The sequence below is a fragment of the Mycobacterium simiae genome (genome assembly GCF_008370645.1).
Classification (GTDB): domain Bacteria; phylum Actinomycetota; class Actinomycetes; order Mycobacteriales; family Mycobacteriaceae; genus Mycobacterium; species Mycobacterium simiae_A.
Genome location: NZ_VTZN01000053.1, coordinates 1 through 22825, shown reverse-complemented (window position 1 = coordinate 22825; position 22825 = coordinate 1). Strand labels below are relative to the sequence as shown.

19 protein-coding genes and 5 pseudogenes are annotated in these 22825 nt (G+C 62.7%); 11 read left to right on the top strand and 13 right to left on the bottom strand.

Annotated features, from left to right (window positions below; genetic code table 11):
• Positions 1 to 78: 78 nt before the first annotated feature.
• The 3 genes from F0Q45_RS11000 to F0Q45_RS10990 form a co-directional block, all read right to left on the bottom strand.
• A complete protein-coding gene (locus tag F0Q45_RS11000) occupies positions 79 to 1056 on the bottom strand; it encodes a nucleotidyl transferase AbiEii/AbiGii toxin family protein (RefSeq protein WP_188112875.1) in 978 nt (325 codons plus the stop codon).
• 63 nt (positions 1057 to 1119) lie between these two features.
• A complete protein-coding gene (locus F0Q45_RS10995; RefSeq protein ID WP_149653984.1) occupies positions 1120 to 1785 on the bottom strand; it encodes a type IV toxin-antitoxin system AbiEi family antitoxin domain-containing protein in 666 nt (221 codons plus the stop codon).
• A gap of 83 nt (positions 1786 to 1868) precedes the next feature.
• Positions 1869 to 2240: a hypothetical protein gene (locus F0Q45_RS10990; RefSeq protein WP_149653983.1), complete on the bottom strand. Its 372-nt coding sequence runs from the start codon at positions 2238 to 2240 to the stop codon at positions 1869 to 1871.
• 172 nt (positions 2241 to 2412) lie between these two features.
• On the opposite strand from F0Q45_RS10990, the gene F0Q45_RS10985 reads away from it, so the two are divergent.
• Positions 2413 to 2793 (top strand): DUF2510 domain-containing protein, encoded by a 381-nt coding sequence (locus F0Q45_RS10985; RefSeq protein WP_149653982.1) that lies wholly within the window; start codon positions 2413 to 2415, stop codon positions 2791 to 2793.
• A 61-nt stretch (positions 2794 to 2854) separates the two neighbouring features.
• On the opposite strand, the gene F0Q45_RS10980 is transcribed toward F0Q45_RS10985, so the two are convergent.
• From F0Q45_RS10980 to F0Q45_RS10965, 4 genes are read right to left on the bottom strand one after another with little or no spacing between them, the layout of a single operon-like run.
• On the bottom strand, positions 2855 to 3943 hold the full coding sequence (locus F0Q45_RS10980; RefSeq protein ID WP_149653981.1) for a hypothetical protein: 1089 nt from the start codon (positions 3941 to 3943) through the stop codon (positions 2855 to 2857).
• Positions 3940 to 4338 (bottom strand): type II toxin-antitoxin system VapC family toxin, encoded by a 399-nt coding sequence (locus F0Q45_RS10975; protein WP_188112874.1) that lies wholly within the window; start codon positions 4336 to 4338, stop codon positions 3940 to 3942. Before F0Q45_RS10975 ends, F0Q45_RS10980 begins: the two co-directional genes overlap by 4 nt.
• Complete coding sequence (locus F0Q45_RS10970; protein ID WP_149653979.1) at positions 4335 to 4598, bottom strand: hypothetical protein; 264 nt, start codon at positions 4596 to 4598, stop codon at positions 4335 to 4337. Before F0Q45_RS10970 ends, F0Q45_RS10975 begins: the two co-directional genes overlap by 4 nt.
• 42 nt (positions 4599 to 4640) lie before the next feature.
• Positions 4641 to 5027: a hypothetical protein gene (locus F0Q45_RS10965; protein WP_149653978.1), complete on the bottom strand. Its 387-nt coding sequence runs from the start codon at positions 5025 to 5027 to the stop codon at positions 4641 to 4643.
• Between the two features lie 144 nt (positions 5028 to 5171).
• On the opposite strand from F0Q45_RS10965, the gene F0Q45_RS10960 reads away from it, so the two are divergent.
• The 6 genes and pseudogenes from F0Q45_RS10960 (at position 5172) to F0Q45_RS10935 (ending at position 9766) form a co-directional block, all read left to right on the top strand.
• The gene (locus F0Q45_RS10960) at positions 5172 to 5450 is read left to right on the top strand and encodes a hypothetical protein (RefSeq protein WP_149653977.1); all 279 of its coding nucleotides are present in this window, start codon (positions 5172 to 5174) and stop codon (positions 5448 to 5450) included.
• A 169-nt stretch (positions 5451 to 5619) separates the two neighbouring features.
• Positions 5620 to 5772 (top strand): annotated as a pseudogene (locus F0Q45_RS10955) (type II toxin-antitoxin system VapB family antitoxin); the annotation flags it as partial.
• Positions 5773 to 5869: 97 nt separating this feature from the next.
• Positions 5870 to 6293, top strand: a pseudogene (locus F0Q45_RS10950) (VapC toxin family PIN domain ribonuclease).
• Between the two features lie 292 nt (positions 6294 to 6585).
• Complete coding sequence (locus tag F0Q45_RS10945) at positions 6586 to 7428, top strand: alpha/beta hydrolase (RefSeq protein WP_149653976.1); 843 nt, start codon at positions 6586 to 6588, stop codon at positions 7426 to 7428.
• A 305-nt stretch (positions 7429 to 7733) separates the two neighbouring features.
• A complete protein-coding gene (locus tag F0Q45_RS10940; RefSeq protein ID WP_149653975.1) occupies positions 7734 to 8741 on the top strand; it encodes a hypothetical protein in 1008 nt (335 codons plus the stop codon).
• A gap of 164 nt (positions 8742 to 8905) precedes the next feature.
• Positions 8906 to 9766 (top strand): DUF2637 domain-containing protein, encoded by an 861-nt coding sequence (locus tag F0Q45_RS10935; protein WP_262490947.1) that lies wholly within the window; start codon positions 8906 to 8908, stop codon positions 9764 to 9766.
• A gap of 238 nt (positions 9767 to 10004) precedes the next feature.
• On the opposite strand, the pseudogene F0Q45_RS10930 reads toward F0Q45_RS10935, so the two are convergent.
• The 3 genes and pseudogenes from F0Q45_RS10930 to F0Q45_RS10920 all read right to left on the bottom strand — a co-directional run.
• Positions 10005 to 10877, bottom strand: a pseudogene (locus F0Q45_RS10930) (IS1634 family transposase); the annotation flags it as partial.
• A gap of 12 nt (positions 10878 to 10889) precedes the next feature.
• Positions 10890 to 11378: a hypothetical protein gene (locus F0Q45_RS10925; RefSeq protein WP_149653974.1), complete on the bottom strand. Its 489-nt coding sequence runs from the start codon at positions 11376 to 11378 to the stop codon at positions 10890 to 10892.
• Between the two features lie 49 nt (positions 11379 to 11427).
• Positions 11428 to 14649 (bottom strand): type 2 lanthipeptide synthetase LanM family protein, encoded by a 3222-nt coding sequence (locus F0Q45_RS10920; protein WP_149653973.1) that lies wholly within the window; start codon positions 14647 to 14649, stop codon positions 11428 to 11430.
• Positions 14650 to 16642: 1993 nt separating this feature from the next.
• On the opposite strand from F0Q45_RS10920, the gene F0Q45_RS27605 reads away from it, so the two are divergent.
• The gene (locus F0Q45_RS27605; RefSeq protein ID WP_188112873.1) at positions 16643 to 16816 is read left to right on the top strand and encodes a hypothetical protein; all 174 of its coding nucleotides are present in this window, start codon (positions 16643 to 16645) and stop codon (positions 16814 to 16816) included.
• A gap of 187 nt (positions 16817 to 17003) precedes the next feature.
• On the opposite strand, the pseudogene F0Q45_RS10915 reads toward F0Q45_RS27605, so the two are convergent.
• Both F0Q45_RS10915 and F0Q45_RS10910 read right to left on the bottom strand, forming a co-directional pair.
• Positions 17004 to 17207 (bottom strand): annotated as a pseudogene (locus tag F0Q45_RS10915) (cytochrome P450); the annotation flags it as partial.
• A gap of 775 nt (positions 17208 to 17982) precedes the next feature.
• Positions 17983 to 19710, bottom strand: a complete 1728-nt coding sequence (locus tag F0Q45_RS10910) for a serine/threonine-protein kinase PknH/PknJ (protein WP_262490946.1) — start codon at positions 19708 to 19710, stop codon at positions 17983 to 17985.
• A gap of 910 nt (positions 19711 to 20620) precedes the next feature.
• Here F0Q45_RS10910 and F0Q45_RS10905 point away from each other — a divergent pair.
• Entirely contained in the window at positions 20621 to 20875 is a 255-nt protein-coding gene (locus F0Q45_RS10905) for a helix-turn-helix transcriptional regulator (RefSeq protein ID WP_149653971.1), read from the top strand.
• 176 nt (positions 20876 to 21051) lie between these two features.
• Here F0Q45_RS10905 and F0Q45_RS10900 read toward each other — a convergent pair whose 3' ends face one another.
• Positions 21052 to 22035, bottom strand: a complete 984-nt coding sequence (locus F0Q45_RS10900; protein ID WP_149653970.1) for a hypothetical protein — start codon at positions 22033 to 22035, stop codon at positions 21052 to 21054.
• Between the two features lie 160 nt (positions 22036 to 22195).
• On the opposite strand from F0Q45_RS10900, the gene F0Q45_RS10895 reads away from it, so the two are divergent.
• Both F0Q45_RS10895 and F0Q45_RS28620 read left to right on the top strand, forming a co-directional pair.
• On the top strand, positions 22196 to 22468 hold the full coding sequence (locus tag F0Q45_RS10895) for a hypothetical protein (RefSeq protein ID WP_149653969.1): 273 nt from the start codon (positions 22196 to 22198) through the stop codon (positions 22466 to 22468).
• Between the two features lie 87 nt (positions 22469 to 22555).
• Positions 22556 to 22825 (top strand): annotated as a pseudogene (locus tag F0Q45_RS28620) (hypothetical protein); the annotation flags it as partial.

Genomic DNA, 22825 nt, shown 5'->3' with positions numbered 1-22825 from the left:
AACAGCGGAAAGAACACGTCCCCCGCTTCACAAGCAAGCAATCAAGAAGGAAGCAAGCGGCACAGCCAGCAGGAAGAATCAATCAGCCATCCACGCGCGCCGATCCGGATCCCACACGCCGGCCTCAACCCGCCCGTCGAGCACCGCCCCCACGAACCTATCCGCCTCGACCAGCGCAGCATCGGCGTCCCGCAGCTCCGCCGGCAAGCCCGCCTCAGCGACCCGCGCCGGATAACTACGCCGCCACTGGTCACTGGGCAACACCAGGGGGGTGGGCACCGTCAACCCGCGCCGCTGCTCCTGCCCCCGCACCGCACCACGCAGCTCCACAGCGTCGACCCGGGCGCACCGCGACAGGATCACGATGTCAGCCAGGTCATGAGATCGCGTCGACGGCGACGCACCACTGCTGCCGTGCAGCTCATACATCGCTGCGACCTTGTCCGCGACGTGTGAAGCAACCGCATAGGTGCGCACCCTCGACATCGGCCGCACATCGTCGATCACCACTACGGGATCCGGGAACAGCGTGTCCGGTTCGAACGGAAACTGGCGCCCCACAGCCACATCCAGCTTCGCCACCGCGAACCGCGAACCATTGAGCAGGTAGGTGATCTTCCCGGTGAACGCCCCAGGGCCTGTGCCCGGACTCACCGCCACCACAAACTCACCATGCTCGCCCGCACGCCGCCGTGCCGCCGCCGTCAACTCCGCCGTGAGATCCTCAACCCCCTGTGTCACAGCCAAATCCAGATCAGCCGTCGCCCGCGCCTCCATCGTCCGGAACTGCAGCGCCGTCCCCCCGGTCACCAACCACGACTCGGGATCGGAATCAAAGAGCCGAGACACGAACTGCTGCAAAGCAAATCGCCGCGCAACCTCAGCACTGTCACTGCCAGTCTCACGGGCGATCTCACGGATACGCGCACTCAACGCCGCCCGAAACGCCTTCTCCGAGCCATAGGTGCGGCGCGCGTCGAGCAGCTCCTCGATCTCACGCTGCCGCTGCTCCAACGCCGCCACACGGTCACGGGACTCCTGGGCCCGTGCCCGCATATCGGCCGAACACCGCTTCGGCCCACCGGGCTCATTACTGGCCTTGCACATGCTCCCAGCGCGCTATACCGGAAGACGCAACGGCCGCCCGGCCGCCGCCAAGAACCGCTGCACCAACGCCGCTCCATCCGCCTCGCCCCACCGATGTGCGAACGGATCCAGCCGCGCACCCACCTCGTCGAGCGTCAACATCCCCGCGTCCAGGACGTCGGCGATCACCGTGCCCTGATGGGCGCCATCGAGATCATCGCGGGCCAGATCGGCAATGATCCGCCCGGGCGTGGCCACCGGGAGACCCTCCACAATGTCCCAGTCCACGCCCCGCGCCCCGATCTCGCGGCGGTAAGCGTGCACCCGAGCCGACCGCGTATTGATGCGCCGCGGCCCGGTCAAGAACAATCCACGTGCGACGATCGTCCCCAACTCCTGGATCACCGCAGCACTGTCATGGCTGATGACACAATCCGGATCAGCGCGGCGCCGCTCGATATCCTCGTCGGGACGCAACGCCAACCACTGCGCAGCCCAATCCTCGAACGCGAACATTCCGGCGGAATCCTCGGTGAACCCGTACACGCCGTGGTGTGCCCGGAACAGCTCACCGCAGGCCGTGCGCCGAGCCAGTTCATAGCGGGCCACCCCATGCTGGCGGGCCTGGGCGGCGGTGAACAAGCCGAACTGGCCGGCGGCCAGAGCATGCAGCCGGCCCCACGCCTCCACGTCAGCCATGCAGCGATAGTAGCAATCCGGGGACGTGGTGTCGGCCAAGCTCACAGCCGCAAAACTGCGTCGCGACCACCACGGGACCATCACTAGCCACCCCTACGGCGCCGAGTGCTTTCCCCCAGCCAGGAATCCAGCGTCGGCCTGGTCACACCCAACGCGCTCGCAATATCGCGTTTGGTCCGTCCCTTCCCGAAGTGCCTGCGCGCCAACTCCCGCGCTGCCAACCTTTCGGCGCCCAGCCGAGACTCCGCTTGCTCCAGACGCCGCCCCTGCTGCGCAAGCCCATCCAGGCCGCGCGCGTAGACGTAAGGCTCGCCAACGACTTCGGGTTCGGTGCGCCGAATGGGCTCGACGGCGGCCGCGGCCGCCAGGACCTGCTCGTCGCTGGCGCTGCTGTCCACGTCGGGAAGGTCGTACTCGGCGATCAACTCCGCCGGCGTACGAAGAATTACCTTCACGGCTGACCTCCTCTTGTTCTGTTGACGCGCATGCGCACGGAGCATCCGCGGGTGTCACTACCCGGCCGCAACACAGTGCCACAGCCCTCACGGCCAACAAGTATACTAAACAAAGTAAAGTGTTATACACTGATTTCGGCATACTCGCCCACACACGACCCGGGAGGCCGACATGACCAACCCACACGCAGGCTGGTACCCCGACCCCACCGGCGCTGCCCAACAACGCTATTGGGACGGCGAGCAATGGACCGCCGCCCTCGCCGCACCCACCCTCATCGCCGTACCCGTCGCAGCCCCACCCACCAAAGACTGGGCCCAGCGCCACCCCACATGGACCACCCTCATCGTGTTCTGGATCGCCTGCATGGTCTGGCAGTGGGAATGGCTTGCCCCCGCCCTCGCGCTGGCCGCCGCCACCACCTGGGCCATCCGCTGGACCCACCGCCGCCACGCCCGACTCGCCGCCGCCGCAGACCGACAGAACGCCCTGGCCGCCAAAGGCGACGACCGCGGCATCTACGGCGACTACCCACCCGCCGACGCCGCCTGACTTGCGACGGCACAGCATTTCCGCAGCGGAGAACCGCGCAGCTTGCCGGTGGTGTGTGTGATCAGGCGAGCAGCGCTGCAGCCCAGCGATCCGCGTCGAACAACTCGCCAACCGACATTCCCGTAAACGCCTGCAGCGCACCCGGATAGAGCCGCTCATACATCGCGTTCCACTGCACCGCCATAGCCGGAGGAGTCAGCATCCACTCGGCCGCGGCCTCATGCAGGTACCAGCAATCACCATCGTTTTCAGCTGACATGAGGCCGCGCCGAGACAGGCTCTCCCACAACGCCTCCATCAACGGCGTCCGCGGCCGCAGCGGCTTGGCCAGCCGCTCAACCTGCACCCGAGCCAGCACCCACGGCAGATCCCAGATCCTCGCGGCGTGCGCGCGGTGAGTGCCCCGCAGCACTTCGTAGACCGGTCCCGCCGGTCCTTCCAACCGGTGCAGCAGCATCGGATCGTGGGCGAACATGTTCGACAGCCACGCATCGAGCTGACCCTCGGCAGCCGCATCCCGCAGCCACTCCGACACGCGTACAACGGTGTCGCGTCGCGGACGACGATCGATGTCACCCCAAACCTTGGCGTTGGTCGACGTCAATAGCCGGGGATCCACCCATTGCACCCACGTTGCCCACCCACGCGTCGCACTACGTTCCACCCCGAGCGCCCCGACATCGGAGCCATCGAACGGCGGCATGAACAGCCGGTGCGAACCAACCTGCGGCGCAGACGCATTCAGCGCGATAGCACCGGCCTGCGCCAGAACCTCCCGCTCAACCCGGTTAGAAGGAACCGCACGCCCCAACTCCTGCAGTCGACCCATCAGGCTAGCCGGCCGACCGTCACCCAACTGGTGTGCGAAATCCACATCCAGGTCAGTGGCCGCCGCGGACGCCTCCGAAGTCCAACCGAAATCAACAACCTCATGCGCAGGCCGGGCCCGATAGACAGGACCTTCAGCCTGCAGCACCTCTGCTCGGCGAAGCAGTTCGGCGACAGCCTCAGCATCACTGCCCACACCACGGACCGTGACACCATCGCATGCTGTGGCACGGAAGAAACCATCCCCACGCCACTCCAACACGCCCGCGTGAGCCACCGCGTGCAGGTCGACGCAACCAAAAAGCAACTCACGTAACCTCATGGCTGGAAACCCACTACTTTCAAGCCCTTGGTTTTTGCCTCATGCGCGAGTCGGCCATCGAACGTTCCCACCGACTCGGCTCCTGCGGTCTGCGCAGCCAACAGGACGCAGCAGTGCGGCGTCTTCAACCCCGTCTCGGCCCGAAGCCGGGCGAGTTGCACAGCCACATCATCGGGAAACCGTTCCTCGTCAATCTCCAGCCGTGCAAGAGCCTCCACGGTGGAGTCCACTTCGTCTCCGCGGGCTGGCCCGACAAGCAGCTCCGCCAGCGTCAAAGAGCTCACGACGAGATCGTCGCCAGCAGCCTCAGCTAGAAGCCGGTTCGCCTCCGGGTGATGTGTGTCATGCCCGTTGAAGAAAGCGATCAGTACTGAGGCGTCCAGGACGACAATCACGATGGCCAGTCCTCGCGCAGATCCTCCAAATAGCCGGGCCCGTACACCCCAGGTAAGGAGCCGCTCAACTCCTCGATCACCGCGCGCCGCCGTTCCCTGCGCGCCTCTTGGGTTTCCACCGCGGCGCGATCGCCCTCCAAAGCCAGGCGCACGAGCAGCTGCGGCCGACTACGCCCTGGCCAGCGCTGGGCAGCCCTATCCAGCGCCTCGGCGAGGTCGTCGGTCTCCGTCACGAAATGGCGCGGACGTGTGGTCGGCATACCCAGAGTGTAGCACCGGATAGCTAAAGTGCTACACCCTACTCAGCGCGGCTTGCGGACGATCTCGGCGTACCGCGGATTCTGGTAAAGAGCTTGTTGGGTGATGCCGAGCGCTTTGGCGATCGCCGCCGCGGTAACGCCTCGATCTCGGGCATCTTGCATAGCCGGAGTGGGATCCGCTACTGGCGCCAAGATCCGGATCGTCATTGTCGCCCAAGGCTTTTCAAACGCCTGCAGTAGTTCAAAACGGGTATCTGCGCGGTCTCGGGCAAGGAGAACGCTGACGGCTGTGGCCGCATCACCAGCGCTGGCCCCTGGTCCTGCGACGAGATATTCAGCAGCCACGAATCGTGCGGAGTAGAGGGCATCTGCTGCTACACGGCTGCTGGCAGCTGCGAGATCCTCGGCGGTGAGGTCGTCGAATGCCACACCAGGAAGAATAGTCCGCTTACTCAATGGCTATTGATATCTGTTGCCAACACGCCTTGAATCTCAGCCCAGCGGCGCTATAGTGACAAGAACAATTGAGTATCAGACTCAATTACGCTTGAGTGTTTCGTACGAGGAGCTGCAATGGCGGATGCGGTCTCTCACCAGATTCAGGTGGCCTGCGACGATTTGTATTGCACCCCCCTGGACCCAGTCGCTCAAGCCAATGCGGGCGACCTTCTCTTACGGTTAACGCCTGCAGCAGATGAACGGGACATCGCGCGCCGGATCCGGATCGCTTGCGACGAGCTGCACGACGACCCCGCCGATCTCGATGCTCGCCGGAAGCTGCTCGCTTTGCTTAACCCTGCCGCCGCGTTCAGGTCGGATGTCATCACCCGGACCTCGAAGATCTATGGGTGAGCAGCACGCGTATTTGGTCCAGTCCGCTATGCGAACTCGGATGAGGGTTTGCGACAAGCCAAAGATTTCACCGGAAGGTGGTAACCCGTTCCTCCTCATGCGGATAAAGAGTGTCCGTAATGTTGGCCATGTATGCTGGCTATGTATCCTATCTGCATAGGAGGTTGTCGTGTCAGTGACCCAGATCGACCTCGACGACGACGCACTGGCCGAGGTGATGCGGATTGCCGGCGTCCACACCAAGAAAGAGGCCGTGAACCTCGCCATGCGCGACTATGTTGCTCGCTTTCGGCGTATCGATGCGCTGGCACGATCGCGCGAGCAGGCACAGAGCTGGGATTACGAGGGTTGGCTCGACGCCCGAGCTGATGAGAAAGCTGCGGGGGCTTGATCTACTTCCTGGTGGATTCCTCCGCGGTCTGGCGGCTGCTGCGCCAACCCGAACTCACCACGGCATGGACCTCATCGCTACTGAGCGGGGCTGTGGGATCGTGCCAACCACAACGAGCCGAGTTCCGTCGATCAGCGCGCACCACCGACGAACTCGATGAGATGAACCGGATGCTTGGTGACCTTTACCCCGACGTGCCGGTGCCGAAATCCATTTGGCGATGGATCGATTCGGCACAGTACCGGCTCGCGGGCGCAGGTGCGATACGTGCACTGTCCGTGGTCGATTTGCTCATCTGCGGCACCGCCGCGGCGCGTGGCTTGGTGGTCCTTCACGACGACGCAGACTATGAACTGGCACAGCGTCATCTTCCCGACGTCAGAGCACGGCGAGTCGCTACGCGCTCATCGCGGGGTAGCCGGCGAGATCCGGATTCGGTGGGGGGTGAATAGGTAGCCGCGTGTTTCACGTCGACCGGCAGCTTCCCGGATGGATGGATGCTGCCTCACAGAAGGTGGCGAAAACTTTGCAAAAGCCTGGCGCATGCCACCGCCGCTCCGGCCAACCTTGGCATCCCGACCATCACCCGGTCGCGATGATCAGGCGGCGGAATGCCCGACACCTCGGTCGACGACGCGGAGATGTTGGTGAACCCATTAGATGGGTGGCCGAAGCTATTCTCAGCGGCATCGCGACGGACCCCATCGGGCTCGAAGGCCGCCCACCGCACGAGGAGTCAGGCTCATGCTCGAGGTAATCGACAAGGGGTCTTGCAGTGAAGAACACCCGGCGCCGCTGCTCTTTGTCCATGGAGCCTGGCATGCAGCCTGGTGTTGGGACGAACACTTCTTGGATTACTTCGCAGATAAGTGCTATCGCGCGCTAGCGGTAAGTCTCCGCGGCCACGGAAACAGCCCAGCGCCAAAGCGCATGCAGACCTGTTCGGTCGCCGACTTCGTCAACGATGTCGACTCAGTAGCGAATAGCCTGCCCACCCGACCGGTGGTGGTCGGCCACTCCATGGGCGGCTTCGTGGTGCAGAAATACCTCGAAACGCACGACGCTCCAGCGGGCGTCCTAGTCGCATCCATGCCCACGCGCGGGGCCGGTGGATTCATGCTCAGGGGTATGAAACGCCACCCATGGCATGCCATCAGACTCGCCATCACGGCGCGATCGCTGCACGGGTACAACACGCCCAAACTCGCACGCGAATACTTCTACTCGCCACACACCCCCGAGTCCGATGTTGTCCGCTATGCCGCACGACTCGAAGAAGAGTTCGTTGGAAGAAGCACTCGGGACATGGCTCTACTCGATCTACCCAAGCCCGAGCGGGTCACTGCGCCGCTCCTGGTATTAGGTGCCGAATGCGACGGCTGCTTCACACAGGAAGAAGTACGCGCGACCGCGCGTGCTTACCGCACCGAAGCAGAGATCTTTCCGAACATGGGTCACAACATGATGATCGAGCCCGGGTGGGAAGCCGTTGCTCAACGAATCCACACCTGGCTCGAAACGCTCGCCCCGCACGACAGTCCCGTCAATCGGAGCAAGTCGCCGACCAGTAGATACATCATGGGTTAGTCCGGTGAAGGCTCAGCGTGCGGTTCGAAGAGCGAAGCTCACGCTCGCTGAGCGCGTATCTCGATGTGCCGCACGCGGATTCGCTGACAGAGATGTCAACGCTTTGCCTCCCAGGCGGCCGTCGCCCCCGGAATGGAGGAGACGCTAAACGCCCGCCGAGCCGTCGATGACCACCCGCCTCCGCGGGAACACGGTCGTCGGCGGCGTTGCACGCGCCCTCACAGGTCAAACGATTGCGTATCACCGGGGTCTAAGTAATCTTCCGGCGCCCCCTGTGACGCATTTGTGCAGATAGACTCGCGTGCATGAGTCAGCCGCTGAGATTCGATTTGCCGGCGTTCCGGGGCGGGTCCGACGGGCTGGGGGAGAAGGGTCGCCAAGCGGGATCGGACCTGTCCAGTGGGGTCTCGTCGGCGTTGTCCCCGCCTGGGGCGTCGAGCCCGGTGGGGAACCAGATCTCGATGTTCACTGGTCAGCTGCAGACCGGCCTGTCACCTGCCGGGCCTGCTCTCACCAGCGGTGCGACGGACATCAGCAACGCGGTCCAGCAGGGTACGTCGAGCATCGAAAATCAGGACGCCCAGAACGCGGCGGGTTTCCAGAATGGCGGTACACCCGGTGACGGGTTGGCAGGATCGGACACCCCGGGGCAGCTGGACCCTGAGTCGATTGATCAGGAGGCCAAGGACAAGGCCCAGGAGATGCTGGGCGGCGACCGGATGCAGCAGATGATGCTGCAAATGCTGCAGACGGGTCTGCAGACCGGGTCACAGATCGCCCAGCAGCTTTCGCAGCAGTTGTCCCAGATCGGTAGCCAGCTCGGTGAGGTAGTTGGTAAGGCCGGCGAACAGGTCGGCCAGCTCGCCAGCAAGGCTGTTGAGTCGGCGGCCAAGTCAACCACCGAGGCCGCTACACCTGACTTCGATGGCCTTGGCGCGGCCGGAGGTTTCGGCGGCGGTGGTGGCGGCGGCATGGACCCGGGCATGACGGTGCCGGCGGGCTTGGAGACTCCCGTGACGCCGATGAACGGTTCCAGCGCTCTGCAGGCGAGCCCGCTTCAGGCTCCCGGGGCATCGCCGGCTGCGGCCGCGTCCAGCAGGATGCCGATGATGCCGATGATGCCGATGCACGGTGCGCATGGGGGCAACAAGGGGAGCGGCGAGACAACCAAGCGTGACCCTGCGATCTTCCCGGAGGGGAAGCTCTACGAAGCTCCGGTGGGCGTCGAGCAGACATTCGGGGCGATCCCGGAGATCGAATCCGAAGAGCCGCCGTTCGGTAGCGCCAGCGGCACGCACACCTCCGGTCACTGACGCCTTGGGGGCTCTGCCATTTCCGGTGGTCGCGGCCCGGGGAGCGCCGCCATCGCGGTGTTACGATTTGCAGCGATGAATGATCACTGGCATTGTGCGCCAGCATCATTCGACTAATCACCGTCGCGACACCACGATTTCCCCCGCCGAGCCTTGAGGACGCCATGACTGCCGTCGACGACGCCCCACTGGACACCCACCCCACCCGCAACGGATCCACTCCGGCTTCAACGATGCCGATCACGCGACTGCCGAGCCTAACAACGCCGATCCTCGACGACGACCTCGTCCTCGCCGGCGATGAAGAAGTCATGGCCGCGCCGGGATCGGCGAGGATGCTGCACGCGACCCGGTATGCGGCCGTGTCGATCACCGCCGTCATCGGCATCGCGTCGTTCATTCTGAGTTTCGCATCGCTCACCGACCTCGCGATCCGCTCCGGCTACCCGCACGACTTGGCGCCGCTGTGGCCCATCATCGTCGACGGCACCATCCTGTCCGCGACGATGGCAGTCCTAGCCCTCGGTGCGTACGGGCAGCAGCAGCGCGCGAATCGCCGATTCTTCTGGTGGGTGCTGGCCTTGGCGGCGATGGCCAGCGTCGGGTCGAACGCTCTGCACGCGATCATCCCGCCCGGAAATGAGCTAGCGCCATGGTTGAAGGCAGCGATCGGGGTGGTGCCACCCGTGAGCCTCTTGGCGACCGCTCACGGCGCTGCCATTCTCTCCCGGGTCCGACCGATGACGGTAAAAGCTGTTCGCGTACAACAGGAAACCCAGCAGGCCCAGCGTGCCGCGGATCGCCGCCGCTACTGGGTGGAGATCGCACGCGCGGTCCAGGAGCAGAACCCGAGCCAAAAGGCGATCGCGGATCGCCCGATCGATCAAATCGCCGACATCCTTGAGTTCACCCATGACGGGGCCCAGTCGCAGCGTGCGATCTCGACGAGCACCGGTCTGCACCATGAGACGATCCGCAAGATCCTGCAGGCAGCGGCAGCTGCGCTCGAGCCGGCACCCGCGTAGTCACCCATCAGGGAGAAGGCCGGGGTCGACGAGGCATTCAAGGAGGGCCCTATCCGGCGTCGCTGTCTAGCCACGTCATAGGTTCGGGGACGTGTCACCGGCCCTGGGTTTCAGACGCAGACCATCTAACTGTCTGTCGCGCTGGGGAATTCGTGCGTCCCGCGCATCCAGAACTCCCCCAATAGGCGGATAAGCTGGCAGGCACAACCTGGGGGAGGACGATGCTTCGATCTCAGATGACAGTGTCGATGACTTGCCTGTCGGCGAAGGCGTTGCCATGCCAATGAAAATGCGATTCCAAGTCACCGGGGGCTTTGGTCTGCCGCGAGCCGACGATGAACGAGAATCCGGCGGCGTCAAGGTCTTTGAGGTTCGTCCAGGACAGCATGCCGGCGTCAGCGGCGATAACCATCGCCACATCGGTGAGCTTGTGACGTTTCTGGAAGGCCGTCACGATCGGCACGATGGTCGTGGTCTCGGCTGTATTACCTTCGTAGCAACCGATTTCCAGTGGCAGGCCGGTGCGGTCCACCAACAGTCCCACGACGATTTGCGGATCGATCCGCCGATCCTTTGAGTAGCCTATTTTGCGTAGGTCATCTTCCCTCGCGGCCTCGAAATGCAGGGTGGTGACGTCGTACAGCAGAAGGCTCAGCGTGCCCCGGTTTTGGGCGTGCTCAAAGCATTTCGCCGCGATCGCCTCTCGGTACTTGTCGTCGATAATCGCCCGGAGGTGGCGTTGAATCGTGCTATACGACACCGGTTGTGCACCCAGGTCGGCAAGGACTCGCAGTGCGTCGAGCTTGCTGGTCGGTTCCACAATTCGGGCGATCACCAAGTCCCGGAACACCGGAGCGGCCAGCACACCGAAACCCAGGCCGTCATAGACCGCGGCGATCGCCTCGTGCAGCAACTGCGAACTGGTGGCCACCGTGCGGCCTGGTCCGGCCGGGGCCGTCTTGGGTTTGGCCGGCGCGGCGAACAACCCTGTGCTGCCACCCTCGGCGACGTGGGCGACCGATTCGGTGCGCGCGGGCACCTCGAACCCGAAGTCCTGCTGATCGCCGATGGCCAGCGCCCGTGCCCTTTCCAGCAGAACGCCCAGCTCAGCTTGTGGTCGCGGTCATTCGATTACCTCCGCTTCAATGATGTTGCCGGACGACAGTTGCCGCTGGCGGTCTCGCTCCAGAAGCAGGGCTTCTAACTCGGCGAGCTTGTCGATCAGTTCTGCGTCGGTGCTCACATTCAGATCCACCACCGCCTGCGCTGGCGCGAACGCACCGACGAGCTTGGCGCGCTCGACCACGGTGCTCCTGATCTCCTTGGCGTATTGCAGCGCGATGCCGTCGTCGCCATCCTGTAGCGCCGTCAGGTATCGGGTGAAGCTGCTGCGCTGGAGAAGCCGCAAAGCGTTGTCATGCTTGGCGCGGGCCTGCTCCACCGTCTCGGGCGGGGTCCGGTTACCTAGCCGCTTCACTGCCTGGGATGCCGCCTGGCGGCTCCGGTAGCCCAGCTGGTCGGCGATCTCCTGCCATGTCGCGCCAGTCGCCGCCATCCGTTCGGCCTGTTCCGCGCGATGCCGGGCGTCGAGTCGGGTGGTCACAGTAAACATCTTGTCAACGCACCGTGTAAGAGGTCGCGCGCTCGGTCAGGTACAAGATTCAATAGTCCGCGCTAAATGAGCCGGGAGTCTCCAACAAGAGAATAGATGGCATTTGTTGGGGATCGGCCAGCCGTAGAAATTCGTACCCGATTCCAGCCAACCCACACATGAGCCCGGGCAATTCTAGCCCATCTGCAATACCGCACGGCCAACCTCGTTTGTCCGTGTGTTCGTCAACAATGGTGCATCCAACACGCAAAGCAGTTTCACAGAGGTCTGCCCTGCCAAGTGCTTGTCCAGCGAGATGCAGGAATTCGGCATTCCCCAGATCTCCGTGGCAAAGACACGCGTTACTGCCAAAACCATACGTCAAGACTGAGGATACTGCTCGCTCTATATCAGTTCGCAACTCGCTGTGTTGCCCGTCACGGACGAGCCCTGCGCGTGCGAGACCAATTCCGGCTGCACCGTGGCACCAAGCCCAAGCCCAACCTGCCGCTTCGATGCCTTCACGGTCGTCACATTGACGGAGGTCAGGCCAGTTCTTTCGCTCTGCAACATATGCGATGCTCTCTTGGGAAAATGCGCGCATCGCCGCCTCCTGGTAATGAGATTCTCCCGTGACATCGCCAACGCTTGCCAGCGCGAAGCCTATCCCTGCACTACCGTGTGCAAACCCGTAAAGACAAGACTTATCGAGTCCCTGCGTACGCCAAGCCAAACCGTGTGCGCAGGCTTCGGCATGTGCGGTCAGGTGATCAGCACAGGCACGCGCGAAATCAAGCGCAACAGGATCATTCATGACTTTGTACATTGTCAAAGCGATCATGATGTTGCCGGCGACTCCTCCGACGATGTCAAAGACAAGATCTTCATCCAACCGCGTCTTAAGATTCTCGAATACCTTGACACTTTCATTGAGTAGTTGGGGCTCATGCCAGAGCCATGCGAGGTGGCTTGCGGCATACAACGCCCCAGCAGAGCCGGTGAATGCACCGAATCCGCTTGTTGCGCTTGCCAGTTCGCGCAGGCTTGGAGCGATAGCCATGCGGGCGGCGTCGGAGAACCGTGCATCACCAGTTAAATGCCCCAGCCAGCCAAGAAACATCGCGATGCCCGAGCTACCTGAGTAGAGATCGGTTCCCAGGACCGTCGGAGCGTATCGATCGGTACCAATCGGTCGTAGACCGAGCCACCAAGCCTCATCGTCGACGATCAGCATTAGCGTGATCAGGTGTTCACCTATGCTTTGTGCGGCCGCGACGAGCTGGGTGCGATCAATTGTCTCGACGGCTTTGGGAGGCAGATGCGCGGCGCCAGGACCGCCGCGGAGGTCAATCGACGCGAGGCTCATTTTGACGGCGTAACGCTGAATCTCCAGATCGCGCTCACCCATTTCCTGAATCCGGTCTCGCACCCGATCTAGCGCGGATGCTGCAAAGTAGTTCTCGAACCGTTCGCCATTCTCGTCCCAGAGATCACGACCTCCGATCCGGGTGTGGAAACATGGCACGTCGAGATTCCAAATGGCGGCCTTTTCGCTGTCAACGAGTGGTTTGAGGTGGGGATCCCGATCGATACGTTCCCAGAGATCGTTGATCACGAACTCACGCTCAACTGCATCATCCATGCAGCTCGGATGGCAGCTCTCGACGGTCAATTGCGTGTAGCTCTGAGTCGCCCACACGACATGACGACCCACGCAATCCTGGAACAGCTCCAGCGGCCCCTCCGGCGCGAGCAGCAAGTTGCGCTTGCGTAGCAAGAAGCGATAGCCGAGCTCAAAGCCCTCGACGACATCGTTTTGATGGTTGAGAATTGAAACGGGATTTCCGTCCACAATCGGTAGATTGCACCCCGCACGCAAGATACCGGGGAGATCGCTGACCAGCCTCATTTCGTCGGTTCCCAGTCCTTGCCATTGCGGTGCAAGGAAGGGCCCTTCTTGATCCGCGTCGCCACTGCCTAGTGCACTGAAATCGGCGATTCCGGCCGACCCTTCGAAAGCCTGTGGGAGATAGGCAACCCGCAGGACAGTTTGTGCGAGGACGGCCTCGCGCAGCGCATGGGTGAAACTAATTTCGGTGCTCAGATTCGGTTGATTATGAAGGATGGTTTCCAAATCGATCAAAACCGGGAACTCGCCGCTCGCAATAACGTTGTCCGAATGACAGTCGGTTGCGTCAAGCACATATAGAACTGCAAGCAATATTCCCTGGCGGCGATAAAATCGGTTCACACCGCCAACATCCGTGCACTCTAAAGGCGCTACGAATTCCGCCCAACCGTACTCCCCTTTATCTAAGATTGCGATTATGTGCGAAGGCAGATCTAACCCCTCAGCCACAAGCCAACGCATGAAATCTTGGAATCGGGCAGCCAAACGCATTGGCCGCGGCTTATAGATCACGCGCTCTCCGGAATCGAATTCCAATACCGCTACGGCTTTGCCGTTGTTATGACGGTCTCCGCGATTTGCTTCTACCGATACGAGGGTCTTGGAATTCAGTGAAAGAAGCCCGCTGGCGAGCAGTGGGTCAAAGTCTTTCGCGATCCGCGAATACAAATCACACCACGCCTTGACTTCGAAATCCGTGATCGTTGCGAGCATCCGCGCAAGAGTTGGATAGCGGTATAAGGTCTCGCGAATCCATTCAGAGCTCACTAAGTTGGCGTCCACGAAACGGTCGAACCGCTGCTCTGGTGTGCTCCCAGCGATCATTCCCAGCATTCGGGCCTTATGCATTTCAAGAACGATAACCGGCAGGCCGCACAGACAGAGGCGTTCGAGCAAGCTCATTATGAACTGCCGGTTTAATTCTCCAATCGCGAATCTGGCACTGGTAGTCTTGCTGACCGTCCTGATGTACTGATCAAGCCGCGCAGCCGCGTATCTGACGAAGGGTCGAAAGAAAACCGTAAGGTCCTTGTGGGCTCCGGCGCGGACGCTAGCGGGCGTAACGGCCATCGTTGCTAAGATGTCCTCAAGCACGACCTGCCACCGAGGACGCGATGGAAGCTCGGTGGTGGATTCCGTACCGATCAGCACCGGAAGAACACCTTGCTGGTCAGTTCCCAACGCGCTAAGGGACAAATCGAGCAGGCGCGTGTTGCCCGCAAGGTAAGCGTTGCACAGAGAATCGAGGGCGGCTTGTGCAGCTCGGGTTTGATCGTCCGAGAGCCGATCGCGAATTACGCCCTGACGTAATAACTCTAATCGCTCTCTAAGCGTGAACGCCCGGAACACAGGGAACGGTTCAGTTACCACCCACAGCACCACCGTGGGTCCGTGCAAGGCCTACATAGTGTCAGGGTCATACCATGCTTTGCAGTACCACGGTTTTGTATGGTTCGGATTGTCCTGGCAGGCTGTGCCGGCAATCGTGCTACAGGAACATGGACCTGTTTGGCTCGGGGGGCAGAGGCACTCGTACGTAAAGGTGCAATGCATGCCTCCGCTACCTTTCTCCAGGTCGCCAGGGCTCTTCGAGCGCATCGCTCGTACTTCGGCCGGGGATTTGCCCGCCGGGTTTTCTGGCACGACGAGGGTATAGTCTCCGGGCTCATCGAAGACAACCTTGAAATTCATGTCCGGAAGATTCAGGCGATGCTTCGCGGCAATCTCGGCGACAGCGCCATTCGGATCCTCTCTCAGTGCAGTCATAATGCGTGGATGGACCCACGCCTCGAGGGCGACGAGCGTGCGGAGGTCAACTCCGAAGTGAGCTTTAGGAAGTGCATGTTCGTCCTGGGGAGACGGCTCGTCCTCTGACGGCATGATATTTCCCCTAAATCGAAGTCGAAGTAGGACTCGAGCTGAAATCTTACGCCCGAACACGCGTGGGTCAAGGATCATCAGGACGGTGATGACCCCCAAGGCGGCTGCCTCAACAACCACTGCTATGCAGGGGCATTTCAGGGCGGGTTCGCTTGCTTGTCGTCCTCAACGTGCGGCAGCCGCGCGTCGACGCCGGAATCCCCACCAACAAGCGGTGTTTCGCGACAAAGCCAGCGCCGGCAACGGCTTTGATCACAAGTGCTAGCCACGCTTAGCCACGGGTTAGCCACCACATTAGCCACAGCCCCACAGCGGCTTACCCGGCCAAACAGCGTGGCATAGCCACCTGAGCAAGATCTCGCGTGTCTGCGCGAAAAGCGTTAGCCACCTTCGCCATTGGCCAAATAGAGCCTGATTCAAATATTTCTCTCCATAGAGAGTGAGGTGTGTGGGCTGCGGGATCACGACCACGTGCGATCTCGACGAGCACCGGTCTGCACCATGAGACGATCCGCAAGATCCTGCAGGCAGCGGCAGCTGCGCTCGAGCCGGCACCCGCGTAGTCACCCATCAGGGAGAAGGCCGGGGTCGACGAGGCATTCAAGGAGGGCCCTATCCGGCGTCGCTGTCTAGCCACGTCATAGGTTCGGGGACGTGTCATCGGCCCTGGGTTTCAGACGCAGACCATCTAACTGTCTGTCGCGCTGGGGAATTCGTGCGTCCCGCGCATCCAGAACTCCCCCAATAGGCGGATAAGTTGGCAGGCACAACCTGGGGGAGGACGATGCTTCGATCTCAGAGTGAGCCTAAGTCCGAGTGAGGATTTCGCCAGGGTCGAGCAGTCATTCACATCTCATCCGACTCGGAGGTCTCATGACTCATTGATCCGACGGGTCTGACACCGCCGCGTTCGACGACCTCTTGAGCACGAAATTTCCCCTGCGTAACGACCACCTGTATAACCACAGGTTGAGCACGACGAGTACCGCCAAAACGTAACTCGAGGGCTTGGGCTTGGTCGGAATTAGTAGAATCAGCACGCAAATAGTAATCCAAAAGATTTTCTGTCCCACTGTTGCCCACATTCCACGACGCATTACGACCGCGAGCAAAATGAAGTACAACAGCACTGGCAGAATCCACCAATACTCACCCAAAGTATTGAGCATAGTCACGTCCTGCCTATAATCATCGCAAAAAGCATATCGTTGACTCACCCCTTATTCGCCGAGAAACGGTCAGCGTCATTCAACAAGCCTTGCTTGCGCAGGTCTTGGACGCCTGGCACCACATCCCCATGCCTCCCATGGTGATAGCAATCACACACGATTGGGTAGAAGGCGTCCAGTCGGTCGGATTGACCAGCGGCGCCACCCCGCCGGGAAGGCCCTGCGGGCAAGAGTACTGCGTATCTAGATCGAATTCGTCGTGGCCTTGGCCCCGGGGGGCCTTGTTTGTAGTCGATGTTTCTGACTCCGGCGGCGAGGTCGGCGGCTTGACGTCGGTTGGTCTCGACGACGTTGTTGGCAGCCTGAACATGGTTCTTCATCGCGGCCAGGACGGCGCGTTGCGCGGCGGAGGTTATCGCGGTGGCCGCGATGCGCTGGCCGGCGGCCACCACCGTGTCAGCGCCGACGGTCAGCGATTGCGCTGCCTCAGTGGGTGCTGACGTGGGGTCGGCAAAAGGGACCGCGCACGCCGGATACTCGCCTCACCTTGCAGGCACGCGCCTGTGCGACCCTCATTTCAGGGCCGATCGTTGAGGCGGTCTGCGGGCTTGTGTAAGCGCGCGGCTGGACTTAGCCAGCGGCTCGGGCGAAGTCGCGGATAGCGGCCAGGGCTTGCCTGGCGAACTGCTGGAAGGCCGTGGTGATTTCCAGTCGCGCCAACGCCGCCCCGAGGCAGTAGTGCGCGCCGTATCCGAAGGCCAAGGGTGCTGGCCCACGGCCCGGTCGGAATTGGTCGGGTTCATCGAAGACAGCTGGATCACGGTTGGCCGCGGCGATAACAACGAGAACTGTTTGCCCCGTGGCGATTTCGACCCCGGGCGCATGGCTGTCGAAGGCCCGTGGGTTTCCGACACATTCCGGCTTGACGAGATCCTTTTAATTCCAGTGGGACATGGCAGCAGAAGGCCGCATAGCGATCGTGGACCGCCGAATTGTCAGGGCGGCAAGTGGGCGCTATAGACGATGAACGGAAAGGCATCGCGGTCACCGGAAAACATGTTCCCGCAGTTGATCAGGCTGCTGATTCGATCGTCGAGTGCTTGGACTTCACCGGGTGTAAGACGATTCGTCGGGTGGAGGAGCACTGCCAGGCTGGTCGGCCAGGTGGCCAAGTGGCTGGATGATTCCCACCCACAAGAGCGCGAACGTTCCCAGCACTGCAAGAGCCGACCATCGCAGTGAGCGGATCTGTCGCCACGTAAACCACCCGACCGCAGTAGCGACCAAGATCGAAGATACGATCACTGCCGTTTTGACCGTCCCCGCGAGGTCGTCGAGCAAGCTGTTCATTTCTCTATTGTCGGTGGTGTCACTGACAGTTTGCGGCGTAAACCGCTTGGGGGGCTTTCGCGGTTCTCCCGTGCTGTGTGTCCGCACTGATTTCAACGCTGGCTGGTGTTGGCCGCTGGCACCTCAACCACGGTGACACCGGCCAGTTTGGCTTTGTATTTCGATGTGTTGGCCAGCCGCGCGTGCGCGGCGTTTGCAGGGCCCGGTTGAGTCCCCGTTTAGCTTTAGCAAGCCGCGCCGGTCCCGCTGCGGAGGCGGGTCATGCGGTCCAGGTCACGAGTCGGTTGCTGAGGGTAGCTGGGTTTTAGCGTGGTGCTCAGCCGGGAATCCTGCCCAGGACGTAGTTGGTGATGTCGAGGACGGCTTGCTGGCCGCGGTCGGTGTTCACCAGGATGACGTCGACGTCGACCAGCACATTGTTCTTGGCGGCGATCGCGCGGTCGTTACGTGCCCGCAGCGCCGGTCCCTGCACTCTGAGCACCATCGTGGTGATGCCGTTGTCACCGATGTCGGGAACACTCGTCGACACGGTGACCGGTTTTAACCCGTTATGAGCCAATAACGTTAGTGTCGAACCTCCGCATCGATGCCAAGTCGATAGCGATTCCACTAGTTGCCGTTGGGCGGCGGCCGCGTCGGGAAAAGCTAGGACCACTTGTCCCACTTGCTGCAGCGAAGGCTCATTGCGGGGGTCTTCGCTGAACAAGGAGTAGTAACCGACGACTGCCCGCATGTCATATGAGTTGTAGGCGCCGCCCCCGAATAACGGCGCGCATTCTTCGCGGTCGACAGGGTAGCTGACGGTCTTAGCGGGTTGAAATGAGGGCGGTTGGGCGACCAATTCCTGGACGCCCGTGAAGTTCTTGACGTCGTCTAGGGGTGGCAATAAGCCGGGCAGACCGGCGGGCGTCACGATAGGCGGCCACGACCGTGTTGTAGTGGTCGCTGTCGGGGCCAGGGCTGTGGCGGACCGCGATGGTGCATTCGGCGAATGTGATGTCAGGGTCATGGTGAGGATCACTGCGGCCACTGCCACGGCCGCCGCGGCCACGACCCAGCGGCGCCGTCGGGAGGGTGTCGGCGCCGGCGGGGCCATGACAGTCGCTGGTCCGACCGGATGTTGCCACCACGGGAGCTCGGGCTCGGCGGGAGGGGACTTGTCGTGCGGCGCGGGGCTTAGCTGCGCCCACCCGACGATGCTGCGCTGGTGTAGGGCGGCAGCGGCCGCGTGCGCCAGCTCTCGTGCTGAGGGGAACCGCTGTGCCGGGTCCTTGGCCATCGCCGTGGCGATCACCGCGTCCATCGCCGCCGACAGCCCTGGCGCCCGATCGCTGACCTTCGGCGGCGGCTGGTGCAGATGAGCCGCCACCACCGCGGCGGCCGCATCGCCGGCCGAAAACGGCGTCTCACCGGTGAGCAACCGAAACAGCGTGCACCCCAACGAATAGAGATCGGCGCGGTTATCAAAACGTTGCCCGGCAAGAACTTCCGGCGCGGCATAGGCCAAGGTCGCCAGCACCGACCCGGTCGATGTCAACCCGCTGTCGCCCAACGCACGGGCGATCCCGAAATCACCGAGCAGTACTCGCTCATCACAGCCAGCCTGCCCCGACAACAAGAAGTTCGCCGGTTTGATGTCGCGATGTACCACGCCACGCCGGTGGGCATACTCGAGAGCCTTGGCGACCTCGCCGACCACATACACCGCCCGGGCAGCGGTCATCGTCGCCGACCGCAGCGCATCCTCAGCGTTGCCGCCGTCGACGAACTGCATCGCGATCCACAGCTGGCCTTCGAACTGCCCACGCTGATACACCGACACGATGTTTGGATGATCCAGCCCCGCGGCCACGTCGGCCTCCCGGACAAACCGCGCCCGAAAGTCGGGATCAAGCGACAGCTCCGGCGCCAGCACCTTCAATGCCTCACTGCGCGGCAAATCGGGATTACGTGCCAGATACACGGTGCCCATGCCCCCCGCACCCAGCAGTCGCTCGATTCGGTACCCGGCAAACACCGACCCCACCCTTAACACGGCGGCCACTCAGCCACCCCACAGCGACAAAACCGCGCGCCTCCCTCGCCCCCGGCATGCGTCGCCCCCCAGACACGCATGATCACCACGCCACGATAACCAAATGACACCAGCGCCATCACGGCCCGGCGTCGTCGTGGAGCCGGCCCGCGACGGCCGCTGGTGTAGGTGCGGAGCGCTTCTCGTTCGTCGGCGGGGTGGTCGAAGTGCGGGATGTGGGCGCCGCCGCCGGGTGGGTGCGCCAAGTTCGTGGTCGTCGAGGACCTGGTCGCTGAAGCAGAAGTCCAGCCGCGTAACCGAGCAGCCATAACGACACGTCCCCCAGCGTGCTTGGGAGATGGGATAGGCCGGCCAGCCTCAACGCGGGGACATGCTATCAGGCCAGGTCGCACTACTCTTTCGGTGCGAGCACCAGAGGAACCTCGCCGCAGGCCGCCAGCATCACATAACGCCGCCAGCACCTCACTCTCAGACCCCGCCGAGCACGTCCGGCGGCCGGCGCCAGGTGCTGGCTGGCGCGCGCTCCCTTCAGGGGCATTTTCCGGCTGAACAAGACCACTACCTGCGGCGATGGTAAGGCCCCCAAAGGACTTCATAGCTCGCGTCCAGATACACGGCGGAACCCGCCGCAGAATTATCGGCACGAAAGGAATCCAGTGAAAACGCTGCCCTCACCCGAACGGCTGGCCGTCCTACAGGTTGAAAGGGCACTCCAAGACGGGTCGGTTTGTCGATCCATGGACCATTTTTCGCGTCAAGCGCATCCTGCAAGCGCGCGGCGAGGATTGGGCCGCAAGCGTATTGCTCCGCGATCTAGCAGCCCTCAGGACGCTTCGGTGTCGTCACGAAGGTGCCGCCGCCCCATCTATGTCGACTTCGACGAGGTCACAGACCTGCTGGACTCGGAGGACTTGAAGCAATGAACGTAATCCTCACCGAGAAGCAAGCAGATGTGCTGGAAGCCGTGCAGCGCACCGGATTCGATGAGGGTGAGTGGTTCCGGCCAATGGACATCGGCGGTCGGAGCCGAACCGATCACAGCTCGGTCTTGTCCCAGCTAGAGCGAAAGGGGCTGGTCGAAAGCAGACAGCGAAGCAATATCGGCATGAACCCGATTCGCGGATCAAAGGTCTATCGACTGACTGACGCTGGCCGCGAATTCAGACTGACGTAAGAACGGAATACTCGGCATGGAGAGGGACATCAAACTCTCGCAGCACTTGTCACCGATGGGCGTTTGCATATGGTGGCCGAGCTGCCCCACTCCGCCACGTAACGCGTCGAGGATCGACGTGTACTTCGACGCCAAGAAACCACAGAGCAATGCGCCGCCAATGGCGACCGTTCGGCTCACCGCCCCACGAATTCCGGGGGCGCCGAGGTGGACTGAGTGTCCAGCAGCATGCTCCATGAATAGGTGGCATCGGCCAACGCACGCAGCGCGACCGGATTGCGCAACGCCAGCGCAGCCTCGGTCGCATACGCCTGCGCCAGCAGCGGCCGGCACGCGCCACCTTCGGTGTCCAACTGGCCGACAGGGATGTCACGCACATCGAGCCGGGCCGCCCGCTCCTGGATGCACAGCTGGTGATACTCCTCCTCCAGCTGCTCCCACGGCAACGACGCGACCCAGCGCGGCTGGTCGATTCGCCCCAGGTGATCTCGGCACGTCGACAACAGCTTGTGGCGCGTTCTGGACGAGCCAGCCTTCTCATCAGCACTGAACGCCAGCCACAGCACCTGCTCACGCTGCTTGACCGGCTCGACGATGTGCTTGACCGCTCGGCGCCGCGGAGTTGACACCTGCAGCTCGAATCGGGTCACCACAGGCCCGCTGAGCAGCTCGGGATGAGCGCGGTCGGTCCCGTCTACGAATGCCCACGCGATACCGGCGGCCACGGCAGGAGAGCTCGAGAACGTTGAGGCGAGCGCTGTGAGCTGGCCGCCGGCGGCTGCGGCGTACTCGACGATTACCCGGGCCGGATCCAGGATCCCCTCCCATCGAGGGGAGTCGTCATGCGACCACGGCATGACCACATCGGCGGGTAGGAACGCCTCGGCAGGAACCCAGCCGCGGCCACGGTCGGAGGTGAGCACGACCTGCCGGCGACCGCTGGTGACCACCATGCCGGCGGCCCAACGTACCGCGGCCGCACCGCCAGCAGCCTCCACCACTGCCCGCACAGTGGCGAGGTCCTGATTCTCAATGGCGACAATAGGATTCACTGGAGGCGTCAACACTGCCGGGACAATCAGCGGATCCCCACCATCGGTCAGAGGCGCGATGATCGGACCGCCAATCCCGCCAGCCGCGGGACCATCAGATGGTGGCACCGATGGATCCTGATTTTGCGGCTGCGACGCATTAGACACCGGCGTCGACGACGGCGCAGCAGTGTGTGCAGTCGGGGCAGGACCAGGCGGCGGCCCATGACCAGGAGCTGGCGCAGGTACGGGCGCGGAACCCGGCGACGCGGTCGCCGGCACACCAGCAGTGGCCGCAGGGGGAGCCGCAACAGTCGGCGGTGGCGGCAGAACCGCACCGCCCGGAGTAAGAGGCGTCACCGGAGACACCGGCGCCGGCGGCGGAACAGGAGACGGGGGAGTAGGAACAGCACCCGCAGCCGCCGAAGCAATCGACGCGGCTGCAGCGCTCAGCGGCGCGGCCGACATCGGCGCTGCCGCCGCAGCAGGAACTGCTGCGGATACCGGACCGGCAGCAGAGGCAGCAATAGGGGCCACCTCGGCCCCCGAGGCAGCAGAATGAGGGGCAGCTGGCACGGCGACTGCCGCCGACCCCTGAGCCGTAGGTACCGTCGCCGAGGTCTGCGAAATCGGCTGAGTGGGAGGAGAAGTGGCGCCAGAGGTCGATCCGGCGCCTTCTGCGCCCGATCCACTAGTCGAAGTGGCTGCCGTAGGCGTCGTGGAGGCCGCTGAAGGCGCGCCAGAGGGGGGCAAGCCGGGAGCGGTCGCTTGGGCCGGAGGGGCTGATGTGGGTGCGCCACCTGCACCAGGAGCAGAGCCAGTCGCTGACGGGGCGCTGCCGCCGGAGATTCCTGCCGAGGAGGATCCAGGTACGCCGCCGCCGACACCTCCTGATCCCGAGTTGAGTACTGGGGAGTTA